The organism is Streptomyces sp. NPDC013157, assembly GCF_042899865.1.
In the GTDB taxonomy this organism is placed as follows: Bacteria; Actinomycetota; Actinomycetes; order Streptomycetales; family Streptomycetaceae; genus Streptomyces.
The window spans coordinates 45280-66257 of record NZ_JBIBAK010000013.1 but is presented as its reverse complement, the minus strand read 5'-3'; the positions used below and the strand labels follow the sequence as shown (position 1 = coordinate 66257).

General features: G+C 71.7%; 13 protein-coding genes. 3 read left to right on the top strand and 10 right to left on the bottom strand.

Translation table 11 applies throughout. The annotated features are described in order from the left end of the window. Positions 1 to 6: 6 nt before the first annotated feature. Positions 7 to 1563, bottom strand: a complete 1557-nt coding sequence (locus tag ACFY6U_RS33025) for a VCBS repeat-containing protein (protein WP_390044084.1) — start codon at positions 1561 to 1563, stop codon at positions 7 to 9. A 500-nt stretch (positions 1564 to 2063) separates the two neighbouring features. After that, complete coding sequence (locus ACFY6U_RS33020) at positions 2064 to 3698, bottom strand: serine/threonine-protein kinase (RefSeq protein WP_390044082.1); 1635 nt, start codon at positions 3696 to 3698, stop codon at positions 2064 to 2066. Positions 3699 to 3862: 164 nt separating this feature from the next. On the opposite strand from ACFY6U_RS33020, the gene ACFY6U_RS33015 reads away from it, so the two are divergent. After that, positions 3863 to 4330 carry a hypothetical protein gene (locus ACFY6U_RS33015; RefSeq protein ID WP_390044080.1) on the top strand — a complete coding sequence of 156 codons (468 nt, stop codon included), beginning with the start codon at positions 3863 to 3865 and terminating at the stop codon, positions 4328 to 4330. A gap of 16 nt (positions 4331 to 4346) precedes the next feature. On the opposite strand, the gene ACFY6U_RS33010 is transcribed toward ACFY6U_RS33015, so the two are convergent. The 3 genes from ACFY6U_RS33010 to ACFY6U_RS33000 all read right to left on the bottom strand — a co-directional run bounded on the left by ACFY6U_RS33010 (position 4347) and on the right by ACFY6U_RS33000 (position 11350). Next, a complete protein-coding gene (locus ACFY6U_RS33010; RefSeq protein WP_390044078.1) occupies positions 4347 to 6038 on the bottom strand; it encodes a serine/threonine-protein kinase in 1692 nt (563 codons plus the stop codon). A gap of 222 nt (positions 6039 to 6260) precedes the next feature. Next, positions 6261 to 9134 (bottom strand): protein kinase, encoded by a 2874-nt coding sequence (locus ACFY6U_RS33005; protein WP_390044076.1) that lies wholly within the window; start codon positions 9132 to 9134, stop codon positions 6261 to 6263. A 137-nt stretch (positions 9135 to 9271) separates the two neighbouring features. Then, positions 9272 to 11350 (bottom strand): serine/threonine-protein kinase, encoded by a 2079-nt coding sequence (locus tag ACFY6U_RS33000; protein ID WP_390044074.1) that lies wholly within the window; start codon positions 11348 to 11350, stop codon positions 9272 to 9274. A 169-nt stretch (positions 11351 to 11519) separates the two neighbouring features. Here ACFY6U_RS33000 and ACFY6U_RS32995 point away from each other — a divergent pair, with 169 nt between their 5' ends. Continuing rightward, positions 11520 to 12563, top strand: coding sequence for a serine hydrolase domain-containing protein (locus ACFY6U_RS32995; RefSeq protein ID WP_390044072.1), 1044 nt, complete (start codon positions 11520 to 11522; stop codon positions 12561 to 12563). Between the two features lie 221 nt (positions 12564 to 12784). On the opposite strand, the gene ACFY6U_RS32990 is transcribed toward ACFY6U_RS32995, so the two are convergent. Then, positions 12785 to 14491 (bottom strand): glycerol-3-phosphate dehydrogenase/oxidase, encoded by a 1707-nt coding sequence (locus tag ACFY6U_RS32990; RefSeq protein WP_390044070.1) that lies wholly within the window; start codon positions 14489 to 14491, stop codon positions 12785 to 12787. Positions 14492 to 14998: 507 nt separating this feature from the next. On the opposite strand from ACFY6U_RS32990, the gene ACFY6U_RS32985 reads away from it, so the two are divergent. Beyond that, positions 14999 to 16207 carry a nucleotide sugar dehydrogenase gene (locus ACFY6U_RS32985; protein WP_390044068.1) on the top strand — a complete coding sequence of 403 codons (1209 nt, stop codon included), beginning with the start codon at positions 14999 to 15001 and terminating at the stop codon, positions 16205 to 16207. Positions 16208 to 16344: 137 nt separating this feature from the next. Here the strand turns inward: ACFY6U_RS32985 and ACFY6U_RS32980 are convergent, their stop codons facing one another. The 4 genes from ACFY6U_RS32980 to ACFY6U_RS32965 form a co-directional block, all read right to left on the bottom strand. Continuing rightward, on the bottom strand, positions 16345 to 17469 hold the full coding sequence (locus tag ACFY6U_RS32980) for a GuaB3 family IMP dehydrogenase-related protein (RefSeq protein WP_132893015.1): 1125 nt from the start codon (positions 17467 to 17469) through the stop codon (positions 16345 to 16347). A gap of 105 nt (positions 17470 to 17574) precedes the next feature. Continuing rightward, on the bottom strand, positions 17575 to 19077 hold the full coding sequence (gene guaB / locus ACFY6U_RS32975; protein ID WP_390044066.1) for an IMP dehydrogenase: 1503 nt from the start codon (positions 19075 to 19077) through the stop codon (positions 17575 to 17577). A gap of 199 nt (positions 19078 to 19276) precedes the next feature. Next, the gene (locus tag ACFY6U_RS32970; RefSeq protein WP_089099378.1) at positions 19277 to 19864 is read right to left on the bottom strand and encodes a sigma-70 family RNA polymerase sigma factor; all 588 of its coding nucleotides are present in this window, start codon (positions 19862 to 19864) and stop codon (positions 19277 to 19279) included. Positions 19865 to 20141: 277 nt separating this feature from the next. Next, positions 20142 to 20753, bottom strand: a complete 612-nt coding sequence (locus ACFY6U_RS32965; RefSeq protein WP_003948568.1) for a response regulator transcription factor — start codon at positions 20751 to 20753, stop codon at positions 20142 to 20144. Positions 20754 to 20978: the final 225 nt, after the last annotated feature.

The window sequence follows — 20978 nt, the reverse complement described above, 5'->3', positions numbered from 1 at the left end:
GGCCGTTCACCCGATCACTCCGAACGTCGAGCCCGCGTCGGGCAGACCGCCCGATCCGGGCACGTGGACGGTGGTCCCGGTGCTGGTGGTGCCGTCGATGTCGGACCACGGCATGACGTACGCGACGCCCTTGGAGGTGGCCGGTTCCTTGCTGTAGGGCACGCCGACGTAGAGGTTGACGCTGCCGCCCACCAGCCCGACGCCCGTGTAGTCCCGGGCCGTCGCGGTGCCGGGCAGTCCCGAACCGCGGAAGAGTTCCTTGTCGTTGGTGCCGAGTGCGGCGTCGAGCGGCCGGAAGATGTGCACGGCGCCCGCGTCCTTGACCGTCGAGGTGTCCTTGCCGGGCTCGCCGACGGCGAGACGGACGACGGACGTGGTGGTCACGACGCTGGTGTCGGTGTTGGCGATCACCACGCGCTGGCCCATGAAGTCGCCGGCGACCGCGTCGCCCTCGACGTCCGCGACGCTGTTGTCGAACGCCGCGACCTGCGTGTAGGCGCCGGACGGCTGGATGCGGACGACCGCCACCCCGCCCGCGTCCTGCGTGGTCCCGATGTCCTCACCGGGGACGCCGACGGCCAGCAGCACGTCGGAGTTGTACGTCTGGTCGCTGGGCCGGTAGCCGGTCATGGAGACCGAGAAGCCGAAGCGGTCGCCCGCCTCCGACGCGCCGCCGATCCCGTCGCTGTCCTGCGACAGCCCCACGAGAGGCGTGGGCATGCCACTCGCGAGCGTGTGGCTGAAGACGGTGACCCCGCCGGCGAACTCCGCGTCCCCGATGGCCTCGCCCGGGGTGCTGACCGCGAAGTAGCGGTTGGTCCCGGCGAGCGAGTAGCCGAAGCGGTCGTTCACCTCGGGATCGCCCGGCACGCCGGTGGAGTTCTGGTTCACGGCAACCTTGGTGCTGCCCTGCACGTACTCGATGCAGCCGGCGTCGGCGTACGTCGTGCCGCCGAAGGTGACGCCCTCACCGGGGACGCCGATCACCAGGTACGGCGATCCGCTCGCGGTCGTGCCCGCCTTGAGGGCGTAGCCGAACCAGTCGTACGCCTCGGTCGTGGTGGCGGTGTCGAACCCGTTCTGGCTGTACCCCTCGATCGCCGAGCCCGTCCCGATGCCGGTGGGCGTGCCGTGGACGATGTAGATCGCCCCGGCGTCGACGAGGTTCTTGCCGTCCCTGACGACGTCCTCGTAGGGCGCGCCGACCACCAGGTCGCTGCAGCCGTCGCCGTCGGCGTCGTAGGCGGCGTAGGACGTACCGAAGCCGTCGCCGGCCTCGGGTGTCGCGTCCATGCCGCTGGTCGCCTGCGAGATCTCCGAGACGCCCTTGCCGCCGCCCAGCACCACCCGCACGAGACCGGCCCGCCTGACCCCGTTCACCGTGGCGCCCGGGTCTGCGATCACCGTGTCCTGCACACCGTCGCCGTTGAAGTCGCTCGCCGTCCCCGCCGTGCATGTCGCGGCGGCCGCCTGCGGCGAGGTCAGCGTCACGCCCCCCGTCGCGGCCAGGAGAAGGCCGGCCAGAGCGACCAGTTTCCCCGCCAGATGTGTACGCGTACGCACACTCCACCCCTCGTTTTCCCGTCGGGCGAGCCCAGGTAAGACCACCCTGTGAATGACGTAAGAGGAGACTAAATACGAGCCAAATAAAGATCGTCAAGCCCCGACGAAAAACCGGCTGCACACAGCAATCACACAGAGCGTGACCATCTTTGCTTTATGCACTGCAACGATCGGGAAGGGGTCTCCGGGTGTCGAACACGGACAAAAGGAGCGCCTCCCACACCTCAAGACGAGGCGACCGACCGGTACTTCACCGAATATTCACATGACGGGTTCGCGATGGTCGTGATACGTTCATGACCAGAAGAAGGTTCAAGTCCGCAAATCATCGCGCGACTTTCTTTTCATCGAAATCCCCCGCCGCGGCCCACCGAGCCAATTACGCGCACCGGCCCCCGGCAGGTCGGCGGGAATATCCGCCCTCGGCGGGGCCTGCGGAATTCACGGAATTCAGGGAATCAAGGCCGGCGTCGTCGTTCCCCCACGGCTCGGCCCCTTCGTCAGCCCGCCGCGAACGTGTCGACCGCGACGTCGAAGTACTCCCGCGCCTCCCGCACCTTCCCGACCGGCGCCGACACCCACACGTCGTACAGCCGGCCGCCCTCCTCCCAACAGAGGTCGTAGGTGTGCCGCGGTCCCTCCGTCGCGCTGAAGCCCTTCCAGGTGAACTCCCAGAACGCGGCGGGGTGCCCGGAGTGGGTGGTGTCGGTGACCCGGCCGTCGTGGTAGCCCGGGTTCGTGCTCGGCCCCTCGGCCGCCGCGCGCCGCATCACCCCTCCCGGTCCGCCGGTCTGCGTCTCGGAGAGCTTGATGCCGAGCCGGAAGGTCTGCCCCGGCGACATGTAGAAGACGCGCTCGCCCTGCGGGTCGCGGGTGAAGCCCTCCGGTACGGCGAGGGAGAAGCCGGCCGGGTCGTGCGCGAGGCGGTAGCCGGAGGGCGCGGTGCTGGAGTGGGTGGTGGGAGGCGGCGGCGCGGTCGAGGAAGAAGAGGAAGAAGTCGAGGACGAGGGCGACGGGGTGGCGGCCGTGGCCGAGGGGGACGCCTGGTGCGACGCGGAGACGGCCGTCGTTCCCCCGGGGCCCGGGGTGGTGGTGCCGCCGTCCCCGTGGAACAGCAGCGTGGCCGCCGACACACCCGCCCCGGCCATCGCGGCGACCAGCAGCGCGGCGACCAGCACCCCGCGGGTGGAGGTCCGGGGCGGCACGGCGGGTTCCGGAGACGGCGGCGACGGAACGTCCCGCTGGGTCGGCGTGTACGACGCGACGCCCGCGCTCTGTGCCGCATCACCGGCGCCCGTCACGGCCCCCGTCTCCAGGAACCCGCGCAGCATCAGCTCGGCCTCCGCCGCGCCCAGCCGGAGTTCGGGATCGCGCTCCAGCAGCCCCCGTACGACCGGCAGCAGCGGCTCTGCCTGGTCCGGTGGCCGGATCTCGTCGGAGACCACGGCGTGCAGGATCCCGCCGAGCGAGTCGCGCCGGAACGGCGACTCGCCGCTGAGCGCCGCGCACAGCAGCGCCCCCAGCGACCACAGGTCGGACGCCGGACCGGACCGGCCGCCGGACATCCGCTCGGGCGCGGTGTACTCGGGCGAGCCGACGAAGGAACCGGTCTCGGTGAGCGTGGTGGCGCCCGCGACCTGGGCGATGCCGAAGTCGGTGAGCACGACACGCCCGGTGGCGGCCTCGACGAGCACGTTCGCCGGCTTGATGTCCCGGTGCAGCACCCCGGCCCCGTGCGCCGCCCGCAACGCGCTCAGCAGCGCGATCCCGATCCGCGCGGCCTCGCCGACGTCCACCGGCCCGCTCCGCGAGATCCGGTCGGCGAGCGAACCGCCCTCGATGAGCTCCATGACGATGTACGGCCGTCCGCCGTCCTCGACCACGTCGTGCACGACGATGATGTGCGGGTGGTGCAACTGGGCGACGGCCTGCGCCTCCCGCAGCGTGCGTTCACGGCGCAGCCGGGCGTCGTCCTCCGGGAGGGAGTCGTCGACGGTGAGCTCCTTGACGGCGACCTGGCGTCCCAGCAACTGGTCGGCCGCGCGCCATACGACACCCATACCGCCCCGCCCGAGCCGCGCTTGCAGGCGATAACGCCCCGCGATCAGACGGACGGCGTCCCCGTCGGTCCCCATGGCCCCATGATGCCGCACCGGACGGCCCCCTTCCGGCACGGTGACCGGCCAAGTGCGCCGCCGCGACAACGTCAGGGGCGATCGTTTTCAGCCACATCAGGTTTTGAAATGGATACAGGGCATGGCAAATCATCCGGACATAAGCCCTGCGCAAGGTAAAACGGGTGGCCAGAAACGTGCTGTCATGTGAATCATGGAAACCTTATTGTTTCTTTATGGGAAACACATGGAAGCGCCTTTCCGTCACCAGTGTCGCGGCGGCGGCGATATTCGCTACGACCACAGTGACCGATGCCAGCGCGGCGAGTGGCGGCGCATCATGCTCTACGACCGGCGCCAAGGGGAGCCTCACGTTCACCAACTGGTCGGACAATTACGTGGACATCAGCGGTTGGGTCAAGGACACCGCCGCCGATGGTCACCATGTGGGCATTCAGCTCATCTCCTCCAACGGTGGCGAGAACCTCAAGGACTGGCCCTGGCACTACGAATACAACGGAAACGGATCGACTCTCACCTTCAGCACTCACGCGTCGGACACCGATAATTGGCTCCGCTATGTCGGTGTGCACGTGGCGGTCTGGGAAGGGGACAAGATCGTCAGCGGGCTCACCTGCGCGGATTGGGCCTGAGCGCCGCCCGACGCTCTCACGGCTTGACTTCGCCCTCTCGCCAGCCCTGGAGCACGGAGGTGAACTGCTTGCCGGTGGTGGCCCAGTCGTCGGTCGGTGAGGCCGTGTAGATCGCGTACTCGACGCCGTCGCTGGTGAAGTAGCCGACGTCGACGGCCCGGTACGGCCCCGGCACCTTCGCGTCCTTCGGCAGCGCGGTCCACGTGTACTCCCAGCGGGAGCTCGGCAGATCGCGGTACGTGTCCTTCTTCAGGCTCACCGTCTTGTAGTCCACCAGCCTCTTTCTGAGCAGCCCCTCGAGGTTGCGCATGTGGTCGTACGCGTTGCTGTAGTCGGGTGAGGTGTCGACAGCGACGCGTACCAGGTGCGTGCCCCCGTCGGGCGAGTAGTCGATCTGCTCCAGGCCGTCCGTCTTCTTGATGGACACCGAGCGCTTCCAGCCCGCGGGCAGGTACAGCGTGAAGCCCACGGGGTCGTCGTACTGCTTCCAGCCCGCGGGAATCGTGCCGTCCGGTGCCGTGGTCGCGCCGCCCGAAGAGGTGGAACCGGACGTGGCCGGCGTGATCACACTGCCGGTGTCGTTTTGCTGCTGTCCCGAGTCCCACTTCTTCATGGCGACGGCCGTGCCACCGCCGAGCAGCGCGGCCACGGCGACGACGAGCGCGAGCGTGCGCAGCCGGCGCCGCTTGGGCTGGACGGCGACGGGGGCGGACGGCGCGCCGACGGCCGTCGGCGAGGTCGTGGAACCCCCCGGGGAGCGCTGCCCGCCGTACGAACTCCCGTACGCCTCACCCTGCGAACCGCCGTACGGGCGCTCCTGCGAGCCCCCGGAGTCCAGCCAGGACCCACCGGCGTGCGACTGCGTCGGCACGTACTTCTGCGCCCCGCTCGGCCGCCGTCCCTCCGCCGCCTCGGCGAGCATCTGCTCGGTCTCCTCGGGGCTCGGCCGCTGCGCGGGTTCCTTGCAGAGCAGGGCCGTGATGACCGGCCCCAGCGGGCCCGCGCTGCGCGGCTCGCCGGCCTCGTCCTCGACGACCGCCTGCATGGTGGTCAGCGGTGAGGTGCGGCGGAACGGCGAGCGCCCCTCCACCGCCGTGTACAGCGTCGCGCCCAGCGCCCACAGGTCGGAGGACGGCCCCGGGTCGTGCCCGCGCACGCGCTCCGGCGCGAGGTAGTCGACGGAGCCGACCACTTCCCCGGTACGGGTGATCGTCGTGTCGCCCTCGATCTGGGCGATGCCGAAGTCGGTGAGGAGGACCCGGCCGTCCCGGCCGATCAGTACGTTGCCCGGCTTGACGTCCCGGTGCAGCACCCCGGCGCTGTGCGCGGCGCGCAGCGCGCGCAGCACCCACAGCCCGATCCGCGCGGCCTCCCGCGGCTCGATGCGCCCCTGCTCCTTGACCGCGTCGGCCAGGGAGTGGCCCTCGACCAGCTCCATGACGATCCACGGACGGCCGTCGTGTTCGAGGACGTCGTGGACGGTGACGACGGCGGAGTGGTTGATGCGCGCCGCGGCCCGGGCCTCCGCCCGGGTGCGGGCCAGCAGGATGGCCTGGTCGCCCTCGGCGACGTAGAGCGCGGCCGTCAACTCCTTGATGGCGACCGCCCGGTGCAGCACTTCGTCATGGGCGCGCCACACCCGGCCCATGCCGCCGCTGCCGATGATGTCGGCCAGCCGGTAGCGGCCCGCGATGAGCAGGCCCTGCATCTGATTCACGTTGCCCCGCAATGCTCTTGTCAGGGTCAGACTAAGGACCGCCCACCGGTCAGGGAACAAGGGGGGTCCCACGGAGACAGCACTGTGACGGTTCTCGCTCTCGCCACCGGATGTGAACGAAATCCCCGCACCGGAACGGGAACCAACCGCCCGGGGGACGCGTTGACTTCCGCCCGGGCCGCCCCCTTGCGCGGGTGCGGCTACGGCCGCGTCTCAGCCCGTGTACTTGTACGTCGCCGACGCCTGCTCGTACAGCGTGGTGACCTCGTCACGGTCGGACTCGGGGCCGCGCACCTGCACGATGTGGTACCTCCCGTTGATCAGGAAGACCATGTTGCGCACGAACAGGTCGCCCTCCTGGCTGTCCGTCCAAGTGAACTGGCCCTCGGCCGAAACCTGCTGACCCACCGTGATGGTCCGCAGCCCGCCGGCGGTGGCCCAGCTGGAGTCCCGGTAGGGCTGCAGCTCCGGTTCCTTGTCCCGCTGGTACGCCATCGGGTCGCTGCCGTAGGTCGCCGCGCCGTCCCGCCCGGCCACGACGATCAGCTCGAACTTCCCGTGCGAGTAGATCACCTGGCCGCTGCTGTTCTTCGGGGAGCGGCTCCAGCCGTCGGCGACGGCGATCCGGAAGCCGTTCGGGTCGTCGCGCAGGGTGAACCCGTCGGCGACCGTGGAGCCGCCGGTCGAACCGGCGGTGGTCTGCGTCTCCGTGGACGGGGTCGACGTGGGGGACGACGTGGGAGTCGGCGTCGGCGTCCGGTCGTGACTCGGCGCGGGGCTCGCCTGGCCGGCCGTACCCGTCCGGCCGGTCGCCGCGCCGCCCTCGTCCCCGGTGTCCTTCTTCGGCAGGAACAGCATGGCGTACGCGACCGCCGCGGCCAGCAGGAGCAGGACCAGCAGGAGCAGCGTACGGCCCAGCCGGCGCGGGGACCTGGCCTCCTCCCGGGCCCGCTTGTGCCGGCCGTGCGTCGCCGGGAGCCCGGCCTTGCGCCTGCGCACCAGCTCACCGCGGCGCCGGACGATCGGCAGCCGTCTGGGGTCGGCGGGCGGCGCGGCGACGACATGCGTACCGGCGTCCGGCTCGGGCGCGGACCGCACCAGCGAGCGCAGCCAGCCGCGCAGCTCCTCGAAGTCCAGCCGCTCGGTGGGGTCCTGACGCAGCAACGACTCCACGACCGGCCGGAGCGACCCGCACTCCTCCGCGAAGGCGGGCGGCTCCGAGCACACCAGCTGCACCAGCTCGGCCGTCGACTCCTCCGGATACGGCGCGTGTCCCTGCACCGACCGGAACAGCAGCGCACCGAGTGCCCACAGGTCGGTGGCCGGGCCGATGGGCGCCGCCAACTGCCAGTTCTCGTGCACGGGAACGGCCTGCTCCGGCGCCCAGCGCTCGGTCACCGGCCCCACGACGGTCATCCGCACCTGCCGCGCCCGCTCGGCGGCCAGCGCGGTGGCGGGCCCCCGCCTTCCGGGGACGGCGGCACCGGGCTCACCCCAGCGGGCCGCGGCGGGGCCGGCGCCCTGCGCTGGCACGACGGCGTGCGGCTGCCCCTGGACTCCGGGGAGTTCGGCGCCGGTCCGGGGCAGGCCGGTGCCGGTGCCGGTCAGGGGAGTGCCCGCGCCGGGTCCGGCGGTCGGGAGCGCGGTGCGTTCCTGGCCGGGGACCACCGCCGGGGGCGTGCCGGGACGGGGGCGGGGTGCGGCGCCGTGCCAGGGCGACGGCGCGCCGCGCACCCCGTACGGGTCCGCTATCTGGCCGGGCGGCATGCCACCGGCGGCCCGCTGCTCCCCGCCCGGCGCCTGCGCCTGCCCGTGCTGCGGGTACGGCGCCTGCGCCACGCCGTTGGCCTGCCCCGAGGCGTACGGCGGTTGCGCCACACCGTTGGCATACGGCTGCTGGGCCGCCCCGTTGGCGTGTCCCGGGCCGTACGGCGGCTGCGGCGCGGGCGCCGCGGTGTCGCCCTCGGCCGACGGCCGGGCGCCGGGCAGCGCGGCCCGCCCGTTCTGCTGGGCCTCCTGGACCCGGGCGGCGGCCCTGGCTCCCGCCCGGTACGCGGCGATCGCCCCGGCCCGGGCGGCCCGGATGTCCGAGCCGGTCTCCAGCGCCCGCCGCTCAACGGAACCCGTACCGGCACTGCCCGGACCGGTGCCACCCGATCCCTCGTCCGGACCGGCCCCCGGCAGCCCGCCGGCAGCCCGCGCCTGGATCGCGGCACGCCGTGCGGCCTCGGGATCGGTCTCCGGCGCGCCGGGCGCCTGCTGCGCGCCGGTCGTACCACCGGACGCACCACCGACGCTCCCGATGCCCCCGACCGCGACGACACCCGAGCCGACGGAACCGCCCGAAACGCCTGAACCGGGCGAAACGTTCGGGCCCGGCAGACCGCCGGGCGTGGCGGAACCTTCCGCCTCCCCGACCCGCCGACCGCCGTCGGTCCCCGCGCCGCCATCGCCGCCCTCGCCCTCCAGCGCCGGCACCGGGTCGTACCCGCACAGCGCCTCCTCCGCCGCCCCGACCGCGAGGCCGGTGAGCATCACGCGGCCGTCGTCGCAGACGAGGACCGTGCGGGCGGTGATGTTGCGGTGCACCCAGCCGTGGGCGTGCAGCACCCGCAGCGCCATCAGCACGTCGGAGGCGACCTCGGCCGCCCGGTACGGGCTCAGCGGCTGCTCGGCGAGGACGGCGGCCAGCGACCGCGCGGCGACCGACTCGCTGACGATCCACAGCGAACCGCCCTCGGCGAACACGTCGAAGACCTGGTCGAGCCGGGGATGGTCGGGGATCCGGGCGGCGGCCTGCGCGGCCTCGACGGCGCGCCGCACCACCGGGTCGCTGGGCCGGCGTGTCGCGGTGCGCGCCGTCGCCGGCCGCCGGGCGCCACGGTCACGCGCAGTGAAACCCTCCGGCAACCCCTCGGCGTCCAGCACCTCGGCCTCGACGACCTCCGGCAAGGGCACCTGGCGGACGAACACTTCCTGCCCGCTGTAGGTGTCGAAGGCCCGGGTCTCGGTGTGTTCGTACTCGTCGGAGGGGGGCAGCGGCAGGCGGTAGCGGTCGGCGAGCACCCGACCCGCGTAGTCGTCCACGTTGCCTCCCCCGGCCGCCCGGTTGGTCAAATCCGTTCGTTTCGCGGCCCGTTCTGTATGCATACCTGGATGCGTACGGTCCGCAACCACTCACGATACGTGCCGGAGGCAAGTCTCATTGTGGGGATGCGAATTTGTCACTTGGGCTCGAAGGACGCCGCCAGCGTCTTCCAGGTGTCCTGGCGCAGCTCACTGCTCCAGTCGTCGGCCTTCGCGGTGTACATCAGCGCGTACCCCTGCTTGGAGCTGACGACGAACCCCCGGTCGATCGTGTGGTACTTGGTGCCGCCGTCGACGTAGGTGAACTCCCAGTCGGCCGTGTTCCAGCCGCGGTAGCTCACCTCGGCTATGCGGATCTTCTGGTACTGGGAGCGCACCATGTAACGCTCCTGGTTCTCCCAGTCCGCCACCGGGTCGTCCTTGGGCGTGCTCGTCCAGGCGATCAGCAGCTTCTGCCCGTCGGGCCCGGTGAACCGGTCTCCGGCGGAACTGCTGGTCTGGAACTTCCAGCCCTTGGGCAGCCCGATCGAGTACCCCTGGTCGCCCTTGTACTTGCTCACCACCGGCGCGCTGCCACCGCCGCCGGTGTCGCTGCCACTGGAGTTCGACGCCAAGGACGAGTCGTCGCCGGAGTCGGCCGAGTTCCCGCTCCCGGAGGCGTCGGCCGCCGAGTCGTCCCCGTCCGTCCGCGTACCACCGCTCGTGTCCTGCTTGGTGGAGTCCCCGGAACCGGACTTCGAACCGGAACCGGAACCGCTGCTCGCGCTCGCTCCTGCCGACGTCACCGCCTTGGAACCGCCGCTCCTGCCGCTCCCCTTGCTGTCCCCGTCGTCGCCGTTCAGCACGATGGCGAGCACGGTACCGAGCACCGCGAGCACCACCACCACGGCGATGATCACCAGGGTGCGCTTCGGCACCACGTCGGTGAGCGGTGCCTTGGGCACGGGCCTGGGCGCCACATCCAGATCCGGCGGCGTCATCACGGGCCACCCCGAACTCGCCTTGCCCGCTGCCGGCTTGCTCCCCGCCGCAGCGGTGGCGGCGCCGGACCCGCCGGCGGCGGCCGGACGCGCACCCCCGACCGGCCCCGAGGGCGAACCGGTCACGACCGGGGCGGCGGGTGCCGCGGACGCGCCCGCGCCCGCCTCGGCGCCCGCGCCGGTGCTCTTCGTCCGGGTCGCGGCCGCGGCACCCGCCGCACCCGCGGCCTTCCGCATCGACCGCAGCGCCCCGCGCAGCTTCTCCCCGGCCTCCTCGCCCCGCTTGGCCCCGGTGCCCTTCTCCTCCTGCGGCACCTCGGGCTGCGGAGGCAGCGGTACGACCCGGGTGGCGTCCGCGGGCACTTCCGCCGGCGCGTTGATGACCGCGTCGAGCATCGCCCGCGCGCCCGCGTCGTCCAGCCGCTTGGCCGGATCCTTGGTGAGCAGCCCGTAGATGACGTCCTTCAGCGGTCCCGCGTTCTTCGGCTCCTCAAGCTGCTCGGTCATCACCGCCGTCAGGGTGGCGATCGCCGACCCCTTGTCGTACGGCGGCGCGCCCTCGACCGCCGCGTACAGCAGGCCGCCGAGCGACCACAGGTCGGCCGCCGGGCCGGGCTTGTGACCACGGGCCCGCTCCGGGGAGATGTAGGAGGGAGCGCCGACGAGCATGCCGGTGGAGGTGATGGACGGATCGCCCTCGACCTGGGCGATACCGAAGTCGGTGAGCACGACCCGGCCGTCGCTCTCGGAGATCAGCACGTTGGACGGCTTCACGTCCCGGTGCAGGATGCCCTCGCGGTGTGCCGACCGCAGCACGTCCAGGATCGCCAGCCCGACCTCGGCCGCCCGCTTCGGCTCCAGCAGGCCGTCCTCCCGGATGACCTCGGCCAGCGACTTGCCCTCGACCAGCTCCATCACGATCCAGGGCCGGTCGTCCTCGTCGACCACGTCGAAGACCGTCACCGCGCTGTTGTTGCGGATCCGGGCGATCGCCTTGGCCTCGCGCAGGGTGCGCGTGATCAGGCGCCGCTTCTCCTCCTCGTCGATGTTCGACGGGAACCGCAGCTCCTTGACGGCCACCGTCCGGCCGAGGGTCTCGTCCTCGGCCCGCCACACCGTGCCCATGCCGCCGCGGCCGAGCACTCCTCCCAGCCGGTACCGCCCGGCGAGAAGACGCTCCTTGTTGTCCTGACGAGTCTCCTGACGAGAAGTCCCCGCCCGCTCCGCCTCCGACATGCGTCCCCTCATGCAACCCGCCCTGACAGAGCCTCCATTGTCCCTCACCCGACAAGTGCCCAACGCCCAGGGGCCCCCTGACCGCGCATCGGGGCCGGCCTGTCGGAACCCCCGGTGACGAGGGCGTCACGCGGGCGGGATGATGGGTCCCGAGAAGGGAGGAACCCGGATGCCGTCGCTTCGGACACTGGTGACCATACCGGTCTCTCTTGCCCTGATGTTCGCCCCTCTGATGGGCGGTTCCGCGTCCTCGGCGGAGGCCAGGGACCCCCTCCTGTCACAGTTCGTCACCAAAGGCAGGGCACCCGCCGCGGCTCTCCTGGTCCACGACGGCGACGACGTCCGCTATGCGTCCGCCGGTCCGGGTGTCGCCCGTGCCGACCGCTTCCGCGCCGGCAGCATCACGAAGACCTTCATCGCCACCGTCGTCCTGCAACTGGCCGCGGAACACCGGCTCTCCCTGTCCGACACCGTGGAGCGGTATCTGCCGGGACTGCTGCGCGGACGTGGCGTCGACGGGCGGAGGATCACCCTGCGAGCCCTGCTCAGCCACACCAGCGGACTCCCCGACTTCACGACGGTCACCCGGGGGGCCGTCCCCCTGACCCCGCTTCAGGCCGTACGCGTCTCACTCGCCCTCCCTTCGACCCGGCCGGGTCACTACGCCTACTCCAGCACCGACTACGTCGTGCTCGGCATGGTCATCCGTCAGGTCACCGGCCACTCCTACGCCACCGAGGTCCGGCGCCGCATCATCACCCCCCTCCGTCTCACGGGCACGTCCTTCCCCGGCGCCCGCACCACCCTGCCCTCCCCGCACGGCCGCGCCTACGCGACCGACGGCTCCGACGTCACCGAGCTCGACCCGCGCGTGGCCGGCGCGGCGGGTGAGCTGGTGACCACGCTCGACGACCTGGACCGCTTCTACGCGGCGCTGCTGGACGGCGAGCTGCTGCCCCCGCGCCGGCTGCGCGAGATGCTGGACACCCGTGCCGCACATGGCGCGTACGGCCTGGGGATCTTTCCTGTGAAGCTGCCGTGCGGGACCACGGTGTGGGGGCACAACGGCCGGATCGCGGGCAGCTATGTGCGGAGCGCTGCCTCGATCGGCGGCCGACATGTCCTCACGTTCCGTGTGAACACGACGGCGATCGCAGACCCGGCCCTCGAACCCGCACTGCTCACTGCCGAGTTCTGCCCTCGCAATGGGTAGAACGGTTGGGGTTCGGAGGGAGATCCCGACGCGGGGTCGCTCGATCAGGTGATGTCGGACGGTCGGCTGGCGCGGCCGCTCCGGTACCACCGGAAACCCCCGTCGTGACTCGACGCCATCGCGACGGGGAAGAACTTTCCGGCGGTCGACCGACAAACACCGAACCCCGCCGACTCACGCCAGCCCCACCCGGCCCCACGCGCCCCACCCCCGGCAGGGAATCACCGCGGCACGATCTCCGGGGCTCCCAGCCTTGCCGCGTCCGCTGTCTGGTCGTCCGGCTGGAGTTGGGATTCGCGTTCCGCCTCCACGCGCTTCTCGTAGTGCTCGACCTCGCGCTCGATCTGGTCCTTGTCCCAGCCGAGGACGGGGGCCATCAGTTCGGCAGCCTCGCGAGCGCTGCGGGTGCCGCGGTCGAAGGTCTCGATGGAGATGCGGGTGCGGCGGGTCAGGACGTCGTCGAGGTGGCGGGCGCCCTCGTGGGAAGCGGCGTAGACGACCTCGGCGCGCAGGTAGTCGTCGGCGGCCGACAGCGGCTCGGCCAGGCCGGGGTCGGCGGCGATGAGGTCCAGGACCTCCTCCGCCGCCGAGCCGTAGCGGTTGAGGAGATGCTCGACCCGGACCACGTGCAGGCCGGTGCGGGCGGCGATCCTGGCCCGGGCGTTCCACATCGCCCGGTACCCCTCCGCACCGAGCAGCGGGATGTCCTCGGTGACGCACTCCGCGACCCGCATGTCGAGCCCGTGCACCGCCTCGTCGACGGCGTCCTTGGCCATCACCCGGTACGTCGTGTACTTGCCGCCCGCGACGACCACGAGCCCCGGCACCGGATGCGCGACCGTGTGCTCGCGCGACAGCTTGCTGGTGGCGTCGGACTCGCCGGCCAGCAGCGGACGCAGACCGGCGTAGACGCCCTGGACGTCGTCGCGCGACAACGGCACCGCGAGCACCGAGTTGACGTGGTTGAGGAGGTAGTCGATGTCGGCGCTGGAGGCGGCCGGGTGGGCCTTGTCCAGGTCCCAGTCGGTGTCGGTGGTGCCGATGATCCAGTGCCGGCCCCAGGGGATGACGAACAGGACCGACTTCTCGGTGCGCAGGATCAGGCCGGTCGTGGAGTGGATGCGGTCCCTGGGGACGACCAGGTGGATGCCCTTGGAGGCACGCACGTGGAACTGGCCGCGCTCGCCGACCAGCGCCTGCGTGTCGTCGGTCCACACCCCGGTCGCGTTGACGACCTGCTGGGCGCGGATCTCGTACTCCCCGCCGCCCTCCACGTCCTGCACCCGGGCCCCGACGACCCGTTCGCCCTCGCGCAGGAAACCGGTCACGCGCGCGCGGTTGGCCGCCTTCGCGCCGTACGACACCGCCGTGCGCACCAGGGTCGCCACATAGCGGGCGTCGTCCATCTGGGCGTCGTAGTACTGGAGGGCGCCGACCAGGGCGTCCTTGCGCAGCGCGGGCGCGACGCGCAGGGCGTGACGGCGGCTCAGGTGGCGGTGGGCCGGCAGGCCCCGGCCGTGGCCGCGGGCCATCGACATCGCGTCGTAGAGCGCGACGCCCGAGCCGGCGTACAGGCGCTCCCAGCCCTGGTGCTGGAGCGGGTAGAGGAAGGGCACCGGCTTGACCAGGTGCGGGGCGAGGCGCTCCAGGAGCAGGCCGCGCTCCTTGAGGGCCTCCCGGACCAGGGCGAAGTCGAGCATCTCCAGGTAGCGCAGGCCGCCGTGGATCAGCTTGCTGGACCTGCTGGAGGTGCCGGAGGCCCAGTCGCGGGCTTCGACGATGCCGGTGTTCAGGCCTCGGGTGACCGCGTCCAGCGCGGTGCCCGCGCCGACCACTCCACCGCCCACCACCAGCACGTCCAGCTCGCGCTCTGCCATGGCCGCCAGGGACGCCGCTCGCTGCTCCGGCCCCAGTGTCGCTGTCCTCACCGCTGCCTCCCGCTCTGCCGCCATGCGGCCGTCGCTCGCCGTGGGCCACCGCTCGCCGTCGGCCGTCGACCGCCGTGGGTCGTCGGGCGCCCCCGGCGATCAACCGCCATCGGTTACTGGTACCCGTCGGTCTTGGGTCGATGTCGGTCACTGGTCGTCGTCGGCCGTCGATCGCGTCGTCGGCTGCGCCGCAGATCGCGTCGTCGATCGAGTCGTCCGGCGGTCGAACGCCTCGTAGGTCATCGGTCGCGTCGTCGGTCATCGGTCGCGTCGGCCGCGCCCCCGGCGGGCGTGGCCCCTGCCCAAATTCTGACCGGCTTGCCCGGCTTCAGCCACCACTCACCCCCAGCCTGTGGACAACGGTCACCGAACCCACGGAAGACACATGAACACAATCCCGCATAACGGTCATATTTACTCCTAGTCTGACCGTGCGCCTCGCTCATCCTGTCCACCGGGCTTGCGCACCTGTCCCGCTTCGGTTACTGGGAAGGACGGCCCACCACCATGCCCGCAGACCTCGCCGTCATCGGACTCGGCCCTTACGGCCTGCCCCTCGCCCAGGCCGCCGTGGCCGCCGGCGTCTCCACGATCGGCTACGCCACCGGCCCCGAGGCGGGCTCGCTGAGCCCCGCCGAGCTGCGCCGGATGCTCGCGAAGGGCTTCCGGGTGGCCGAGGACCCGGCACAGCTGGGGCGGGTGCGCACCGCCGTGATCTGCGCGCCGACCCCGCGCGGCGCCGACGGCGGGCTCGACCTGAGCCAGGTGGAGGCCGCCGCGCGCACCCTGGCCGAGCGACTGCGTCCGCACACGACGGTGATCCTGGAGTCCCCGGTCCGTCCGGGAACGACCGAGGACTTCCTGCGGCCCCTGCTGGAGAAGGCTTCGGGCCTGCGCGCGGGCCGCGACTTCCACCTCGCCTATTCGCCCAGCCGGGTGAATCCCGGCAACCGCGACTTCACGCCGGCCACCACCCCGAAGGTCATCGGCGGCCTCACGCCCGCGTGCACGGAGTCGGCCGCCACGTTCTACGGCCGGCTCACCGACAAGGTGGTACGCGCGCGTGGCCCGCGCGAGGCCGAGACCGTGCAGCTCCTGGAGACCAACTTCCGGCACGTCAACATCGCCCTCGTCAACGAGATGGCCGTCCTCTGCCACGACCTGGGCGTCGACCTGTGGGACGTCATCCGCTGCGCGGAGACCAAGCCGTTCGGCTTCCAGGCCTTCCGCCCCGGCCCCGGTGTCGGCGGCCACGGCGTCGCCCAGGACCTGTCCGGCCGCGCGGGCCGCGGCCTGCGCATGGTGGAACTGGCCCAGCAGGTCAACAGCCGGATGCCGGGGTACGTCGTGCAGCGCGCCGCCGCCCTCCTCAACGAGCACGGCAAGTCCGCGCGCGGCGCGCGCGTGCTGCTGCTCGGCGTCACCTACAAGGCCGACCTCGCCGACCAGCAGAGCAGCCCCGCCCAGGAGATCGCGATCCGCTTCATGGAGCTGGGCGCCTCGGTCAGCTACCACGACCCGCACGTCGCCTCCTGGAGCGTCCTGGACCGCCCGGTGCCGCGCGCGGACTCCCTCTACGAGGCCGCCGCCGACGCCGATCTGACGATCCTGGTCCAGCAGCACCGCACGTACGACCTGCAGGGCCTGTCGGTGAAGGCCCAGTTGCTGCTGGACACGCGCGGGGCGACCCCGACCGGGGCGGCGCACCGGCTCTGAGCGGGCCCGGCGCTCGCAGAAGTCGGCGCAACCGCACGCCCCTCCCCCGCACAACGCGCCCCCACCAGCGCACTCGGGCATGCGAAAGGGCCGGTCACCCGCCCGGGGTGACCGGCCCTCCGTCCGTCGTGCGGCGGCTACCGCTTGTGCTGCGAGTCCGCGACCGTCACCTCGACGCGCTGGAACTCCTTCAGCTCGCTGTAGCCGGTGGTGGCCATGGCGCGGCGCAGGGCGCCGAAGAGGTTCATCGAGCCGTCGGGGGTGTGGGACGGGCCGGTGAGGATCTCCTCGAGGGTGCCGACCGTGCCGAGGTCGACCTTCTTGCCGCGCGGGAGCTCCTCGTTGACGGCCTCCATGCCCCAGTGGTGGCCCTTGCCGGGACCGTCGGTCGCGCGGGCCAGCGGGGAGCCCATCATCACCGAGTCGGCGCCGCAGGCGATCGCCTTGGGGAGGTCGCCGGACCAGCCGACACCGCCGTCGGCGATGACGTGGACGTAGCGGCCGCCGGACTCGTCCATGTAGTCGCGGCGGGCGGCGGCCACGTCCGCGACCGCGGTGGCCATGGGGACCTGGATGCCGAGCACGTTGCGCGTGGTGTGGGCCGCGCCGCCGCCGAAGCCGACGAGCACGCCCGCCGCGCCCGTGCGCATCAGGTGCAGGGCCGCCGTGTACGTGGCGCAGCCGCCGACGATCACCGGGACGTCCAGCTCGTAGATGAACTGCTTCAGGTTCAGCGGCTCGTGCGAGGACGAGACGTGCTCCGCGGAGACCGTCGTACCGCGGATGACGAAGATGTCGACGCCCGCGTCCACGACCGCCTTGGAGAACTGGGCGGTGCGCTGCGGGGAGAGCGCGGCCGCCGTGACCACGCCGGAGTCGCGCACCTCCTTGATGCGCGCGCCGATCAGCTCCTCCTTGATGGGGGCGGAGTAGATCTCCTGGAGGCGGCGGGTGGCGGTGTCGGCGTCCAGCCCGATGATCTCGTCGAGCAGCGGCTGCGGGTCCTCGTGCCGCGTCCAGAGGCCTTCGAGGTTCAGGACGCCGAGGCCGCCGAGCTCTCCGATGCGGATCGCGGTGGCCGGGGAGACGACCGAGTCCATGGGGGCGGCCAGGAACGGCAGCTCGAAGCGGTAGGCGTCGATCTGCCAGGCGATCGAGACCTCCTTCGGGTCCCGCGTACGGCGGCTGGGGACGACGGCGATGTCGTCGAAGGCGTACGCCCGGCGGCCGCGCTTGCCGCGCCCGATCTCGATCTCAGTCACGTCTGTGGCCTTTCCCTCTGCGTTTCAGCGTCTTCCAGTATCGCCGACGGGTACGGCAAGGGCGGCCCCGGTGCGCCCGGGACCGCCCTGGAAAGGCTCTGGCGACTACTTGCGGCTGTAGTTCGGCGCCTCGACCGTCATCTGGATGTCGTGCGGGTGGCTCTCCTTGAGGCCCGCGGCGGTGATCCGCACGAAGCGGCCCTTGGACTCCATCTCGTCGACGGTGGCCGCGCCCACGTAGCCCATGGTCTGGCGCAGACCGCCGACCAGCTGGTGCAGCACGTTGGCCAGCGGGCCGCGGTAGGGCACCTGGCCCTCGACGCCCTCGGGGACGAGCTTGTCGTCGGAGGAGACCTCGGCCTGGAAGTAGCGGTCCTTCGAGTACGACCGGCCCTGGCCGCGCGACTGCATGGCGCCCAGCGAGCCCATGCCGCGGTACGACTTGAACTGCTTGCCGTTGATGAAGAGCAGCTCGCCCGGGGACTCCTCACAGCCCGCGAGGAGGGAGCCCAGCATCACCGTGTCGGCGCCGGCCGCCAGCGCCTTGCCGATGTCGCCGGAGTACTGCAGGCCGCCGTCGCCGATCAGCGGGACGCCGGCCGGGCGGGCGGCGAGGGAGGCCTCGTAGATGGCGGTGACCTGCGGGACGCCGATGCCGGCGACCACCCGGGTGGTGCAGATCGAGCCGGGGCCCACGCCGACCTTGATGCCGTCGACACCGGCGTCGATCAGCGCCTGCGCGCCGTCGCGGGTGGCGACGTTGCCGCCGATCACGTCGACGTCCACGCTCGACTTGATCTTCGCCATCCAGCTGAGGGCGTTGCTGTTGTGGCCGTGCGAGGTGTCGACGACCAGGAAGTCCACGCCGGCCTCGGCGAGCGCCTGGGCCCGCTCCAGGGCCTCGGGGCTGGCGCCGACGGCGGCGCCGACGAGCAGGCGGCCCTCGGAGTCCTTGGCGGCGTTCGGGTACTTCTCGGCCTTGACGAAGTCCTTGACCGTGATCAGACCCTTGAGGACGCCCTGGTCGTCGACGAGCGGCAGCTTCTCGATCTTGTGCTTGCGCAGCAACTGCATGGCCTCGGTGCCGGAGATGCCGACCTTGCCGGTGACCAGGGGCATCGGCGTCATGACCTCGTGGACACGGCGGGAGCGGTCGCTCTCGAAGGCCATGTCGCGGTTGGTGACGATGCCGAGCAGCTTCCGGTCGGGGTCGGTGACCGGGACACCGCTGATCCGGAACTTCGCGCACAGTGCGTCGGCCTCGGCGAGGGTCGCGTCCGGGTGCACCGTGATCGGGTCGGTGACCATGCCGGACTCGGACCGCTTGACCAGGTCGACCTGGTTGACCTGGTCCTCGACGGAGAGGTTGCGGTGCAGCACGCCGACACCGCCGAGGCGGGCCATCGCGATCGCCATGCGGGACTCGGTCACCTTGTCCATCGCCGCGGACAGCAGCGGGATGTTGACCCGGACGTTGCGAGAGATGCGGGACGAGGTGTCGACCGCGTTCGGGAGGACCTCGGAGGCTCCCGGCAGCAGCAGCACGTCGTCGTAGGTCAGCCCGAGGGTGGCGAATTTGTCGGGCACTCCGTCGACGTTGGTGGTCATGACACCTTCCCCAAATGGCCTTGATCGGTGCGGATGTCCATGCTAACGGGAAGCACGGCTCCCAAATTCCACGGTACGACTCAGCTTCGGGCTTCGTATGTTCGTACGGGAACGAGGGCGCGCCTGTTCATCGGGGAGGAGGTGGACCCGTCGGCTCCAGGGAGCGGGGCCCGTAGGCCGCAGGGCGGGACCCGGTCGCCTACTGCTCCGCCAGCGCCCGCAACCGGCTCAGGGCCCGGTGCTGGGCGACGCGCACCGCGCCCGGTGACATTCCCAACATCTGGCCGGTCTCCTCGGCCGTGAGCCCCACGGCGATGCGGAGCAGCAGCAGCTCGCGCTGGTTCTCCGGGAGGTTGGCCAGGAGTTTCTTGGCCCACTCGGCGTCGCTGCTGAGCAGCGCGCGCTCCTCGGGACCGAGGGAGTCGTCGGGCCGTTCCGGCATCTCGTCCGAGGGGACGGCCGTGGAGCCCGGGTGGCGCATGGCGGCGCGCTGCAGGTCGGCGACCTTGTGGGAGGCGATCGCGAAGACGAAGGCCTCGAACGGGCGGCCGGTGTCGCGGTAGCGGGGCAGGGCCAGCAGGACCGCCACGCAGACTTCCTGGGCGAGGTCCTCGACGAAGTGGCGGGCGTCGCCCGGGAGGCGGGACAGGCGGGTGCGGCAGTAGCGCAGCGCGAGGGGGTGGACATGGGCGAGCAGGTCGTGCGTGGCCTGCTCGTCCCCGTCTACGGCGCGATGGACGAGAGCGCCGATCGTCCCTACGGCGGTGACCGCCTCGTCGTCGCGCATCGGTCCATGGTGCCCTGCTGCCGTCGGCGGCGTGGCATCGCGTCCTTCGTTGTGCACCGAAGCGTTATGAGCAGGTGCGCCGGAACTCATCTCCTGCGCCCTCCCCTTCCGCTCGAACGACTCGTCCCCGAGAGACTCCACACCTCAAGGATGCGGCATCCGCGCCGAAACGAGCAGCGCGCCTCCGGCGCTCCGTCTTGTGGACCCCGCCCGCCCTGGGGTAGGCGGGGGCGTCCGGTCGGTCCGCTTCTCCGCTGCGGTGCAGCTCACCGCCGTGTCAGCGAACCAGTCCCCAGCGGAAGCCGAGGGCCACCGCGTGGGCGCGGTCGGACGCTCCGAGCTTCTTGAACAGCCGGCGGGCGTGGGTCTTCACCGTGTCCTCGGAGAGGAACAGCTCGCGGCCGATCTCGGCGTTGGAACGGCCGTGGCTCATACCCTCCAGGACCTGGATCTCGCGCGCGGTGAGGGTGGGCGCGGCGCCCATCTCGGCCGAGCGGAGGCGGCGCGGGGCCAGCCGCCAGGTCGGGTCGGCGAGGGCCTGGGTCACGGTTGCCCGCAGTTCGGCGCGCGAGGCGTCCTTGTGCAGGTACCCGCGGGCGCCGGCGGCGACGGCCAGGGCCACGCCGTCCAGGTCCTCGGCGACCGTGAGCATGATGATGCGCGCGCCGGGGTCGGCGGACAGCAGCCGGCGCACGGTCTCGACGCCGCCCAGTCCGGGCATGCGCACGTCCATCAGGATCAGGTCGGATCGGTCGGCGCCCCAGCGGCGGAGGACTTCCTCGCCGTTGGCCGCCGTCGTCACACGCTCGACGCCGGGCACGGTCGCCACCGCGCGGCGCAGCGCCTCTCGGGCAAGCGGGGAGTCGTCGCAGACGAGGACGGATGTCATGACCGCCCTCCGCAGCTGATGCGCGTCACCTTGAGCCTCCAGGCTGGTACGGAATCGTCACCTGTGCGGTCGAACGTCTCGGACGCCTGCCCGAGCGCTTGTTGCTTCAACCGCCACCGCACTCTCAACGACGGTCACTCGAAAGAGTTACGGGGCTGCATGCCGTCTTCGGCACTCTACGTGAGGGTGCGGACACGGTGCAGACATGGACGTCAGACCCTCAAC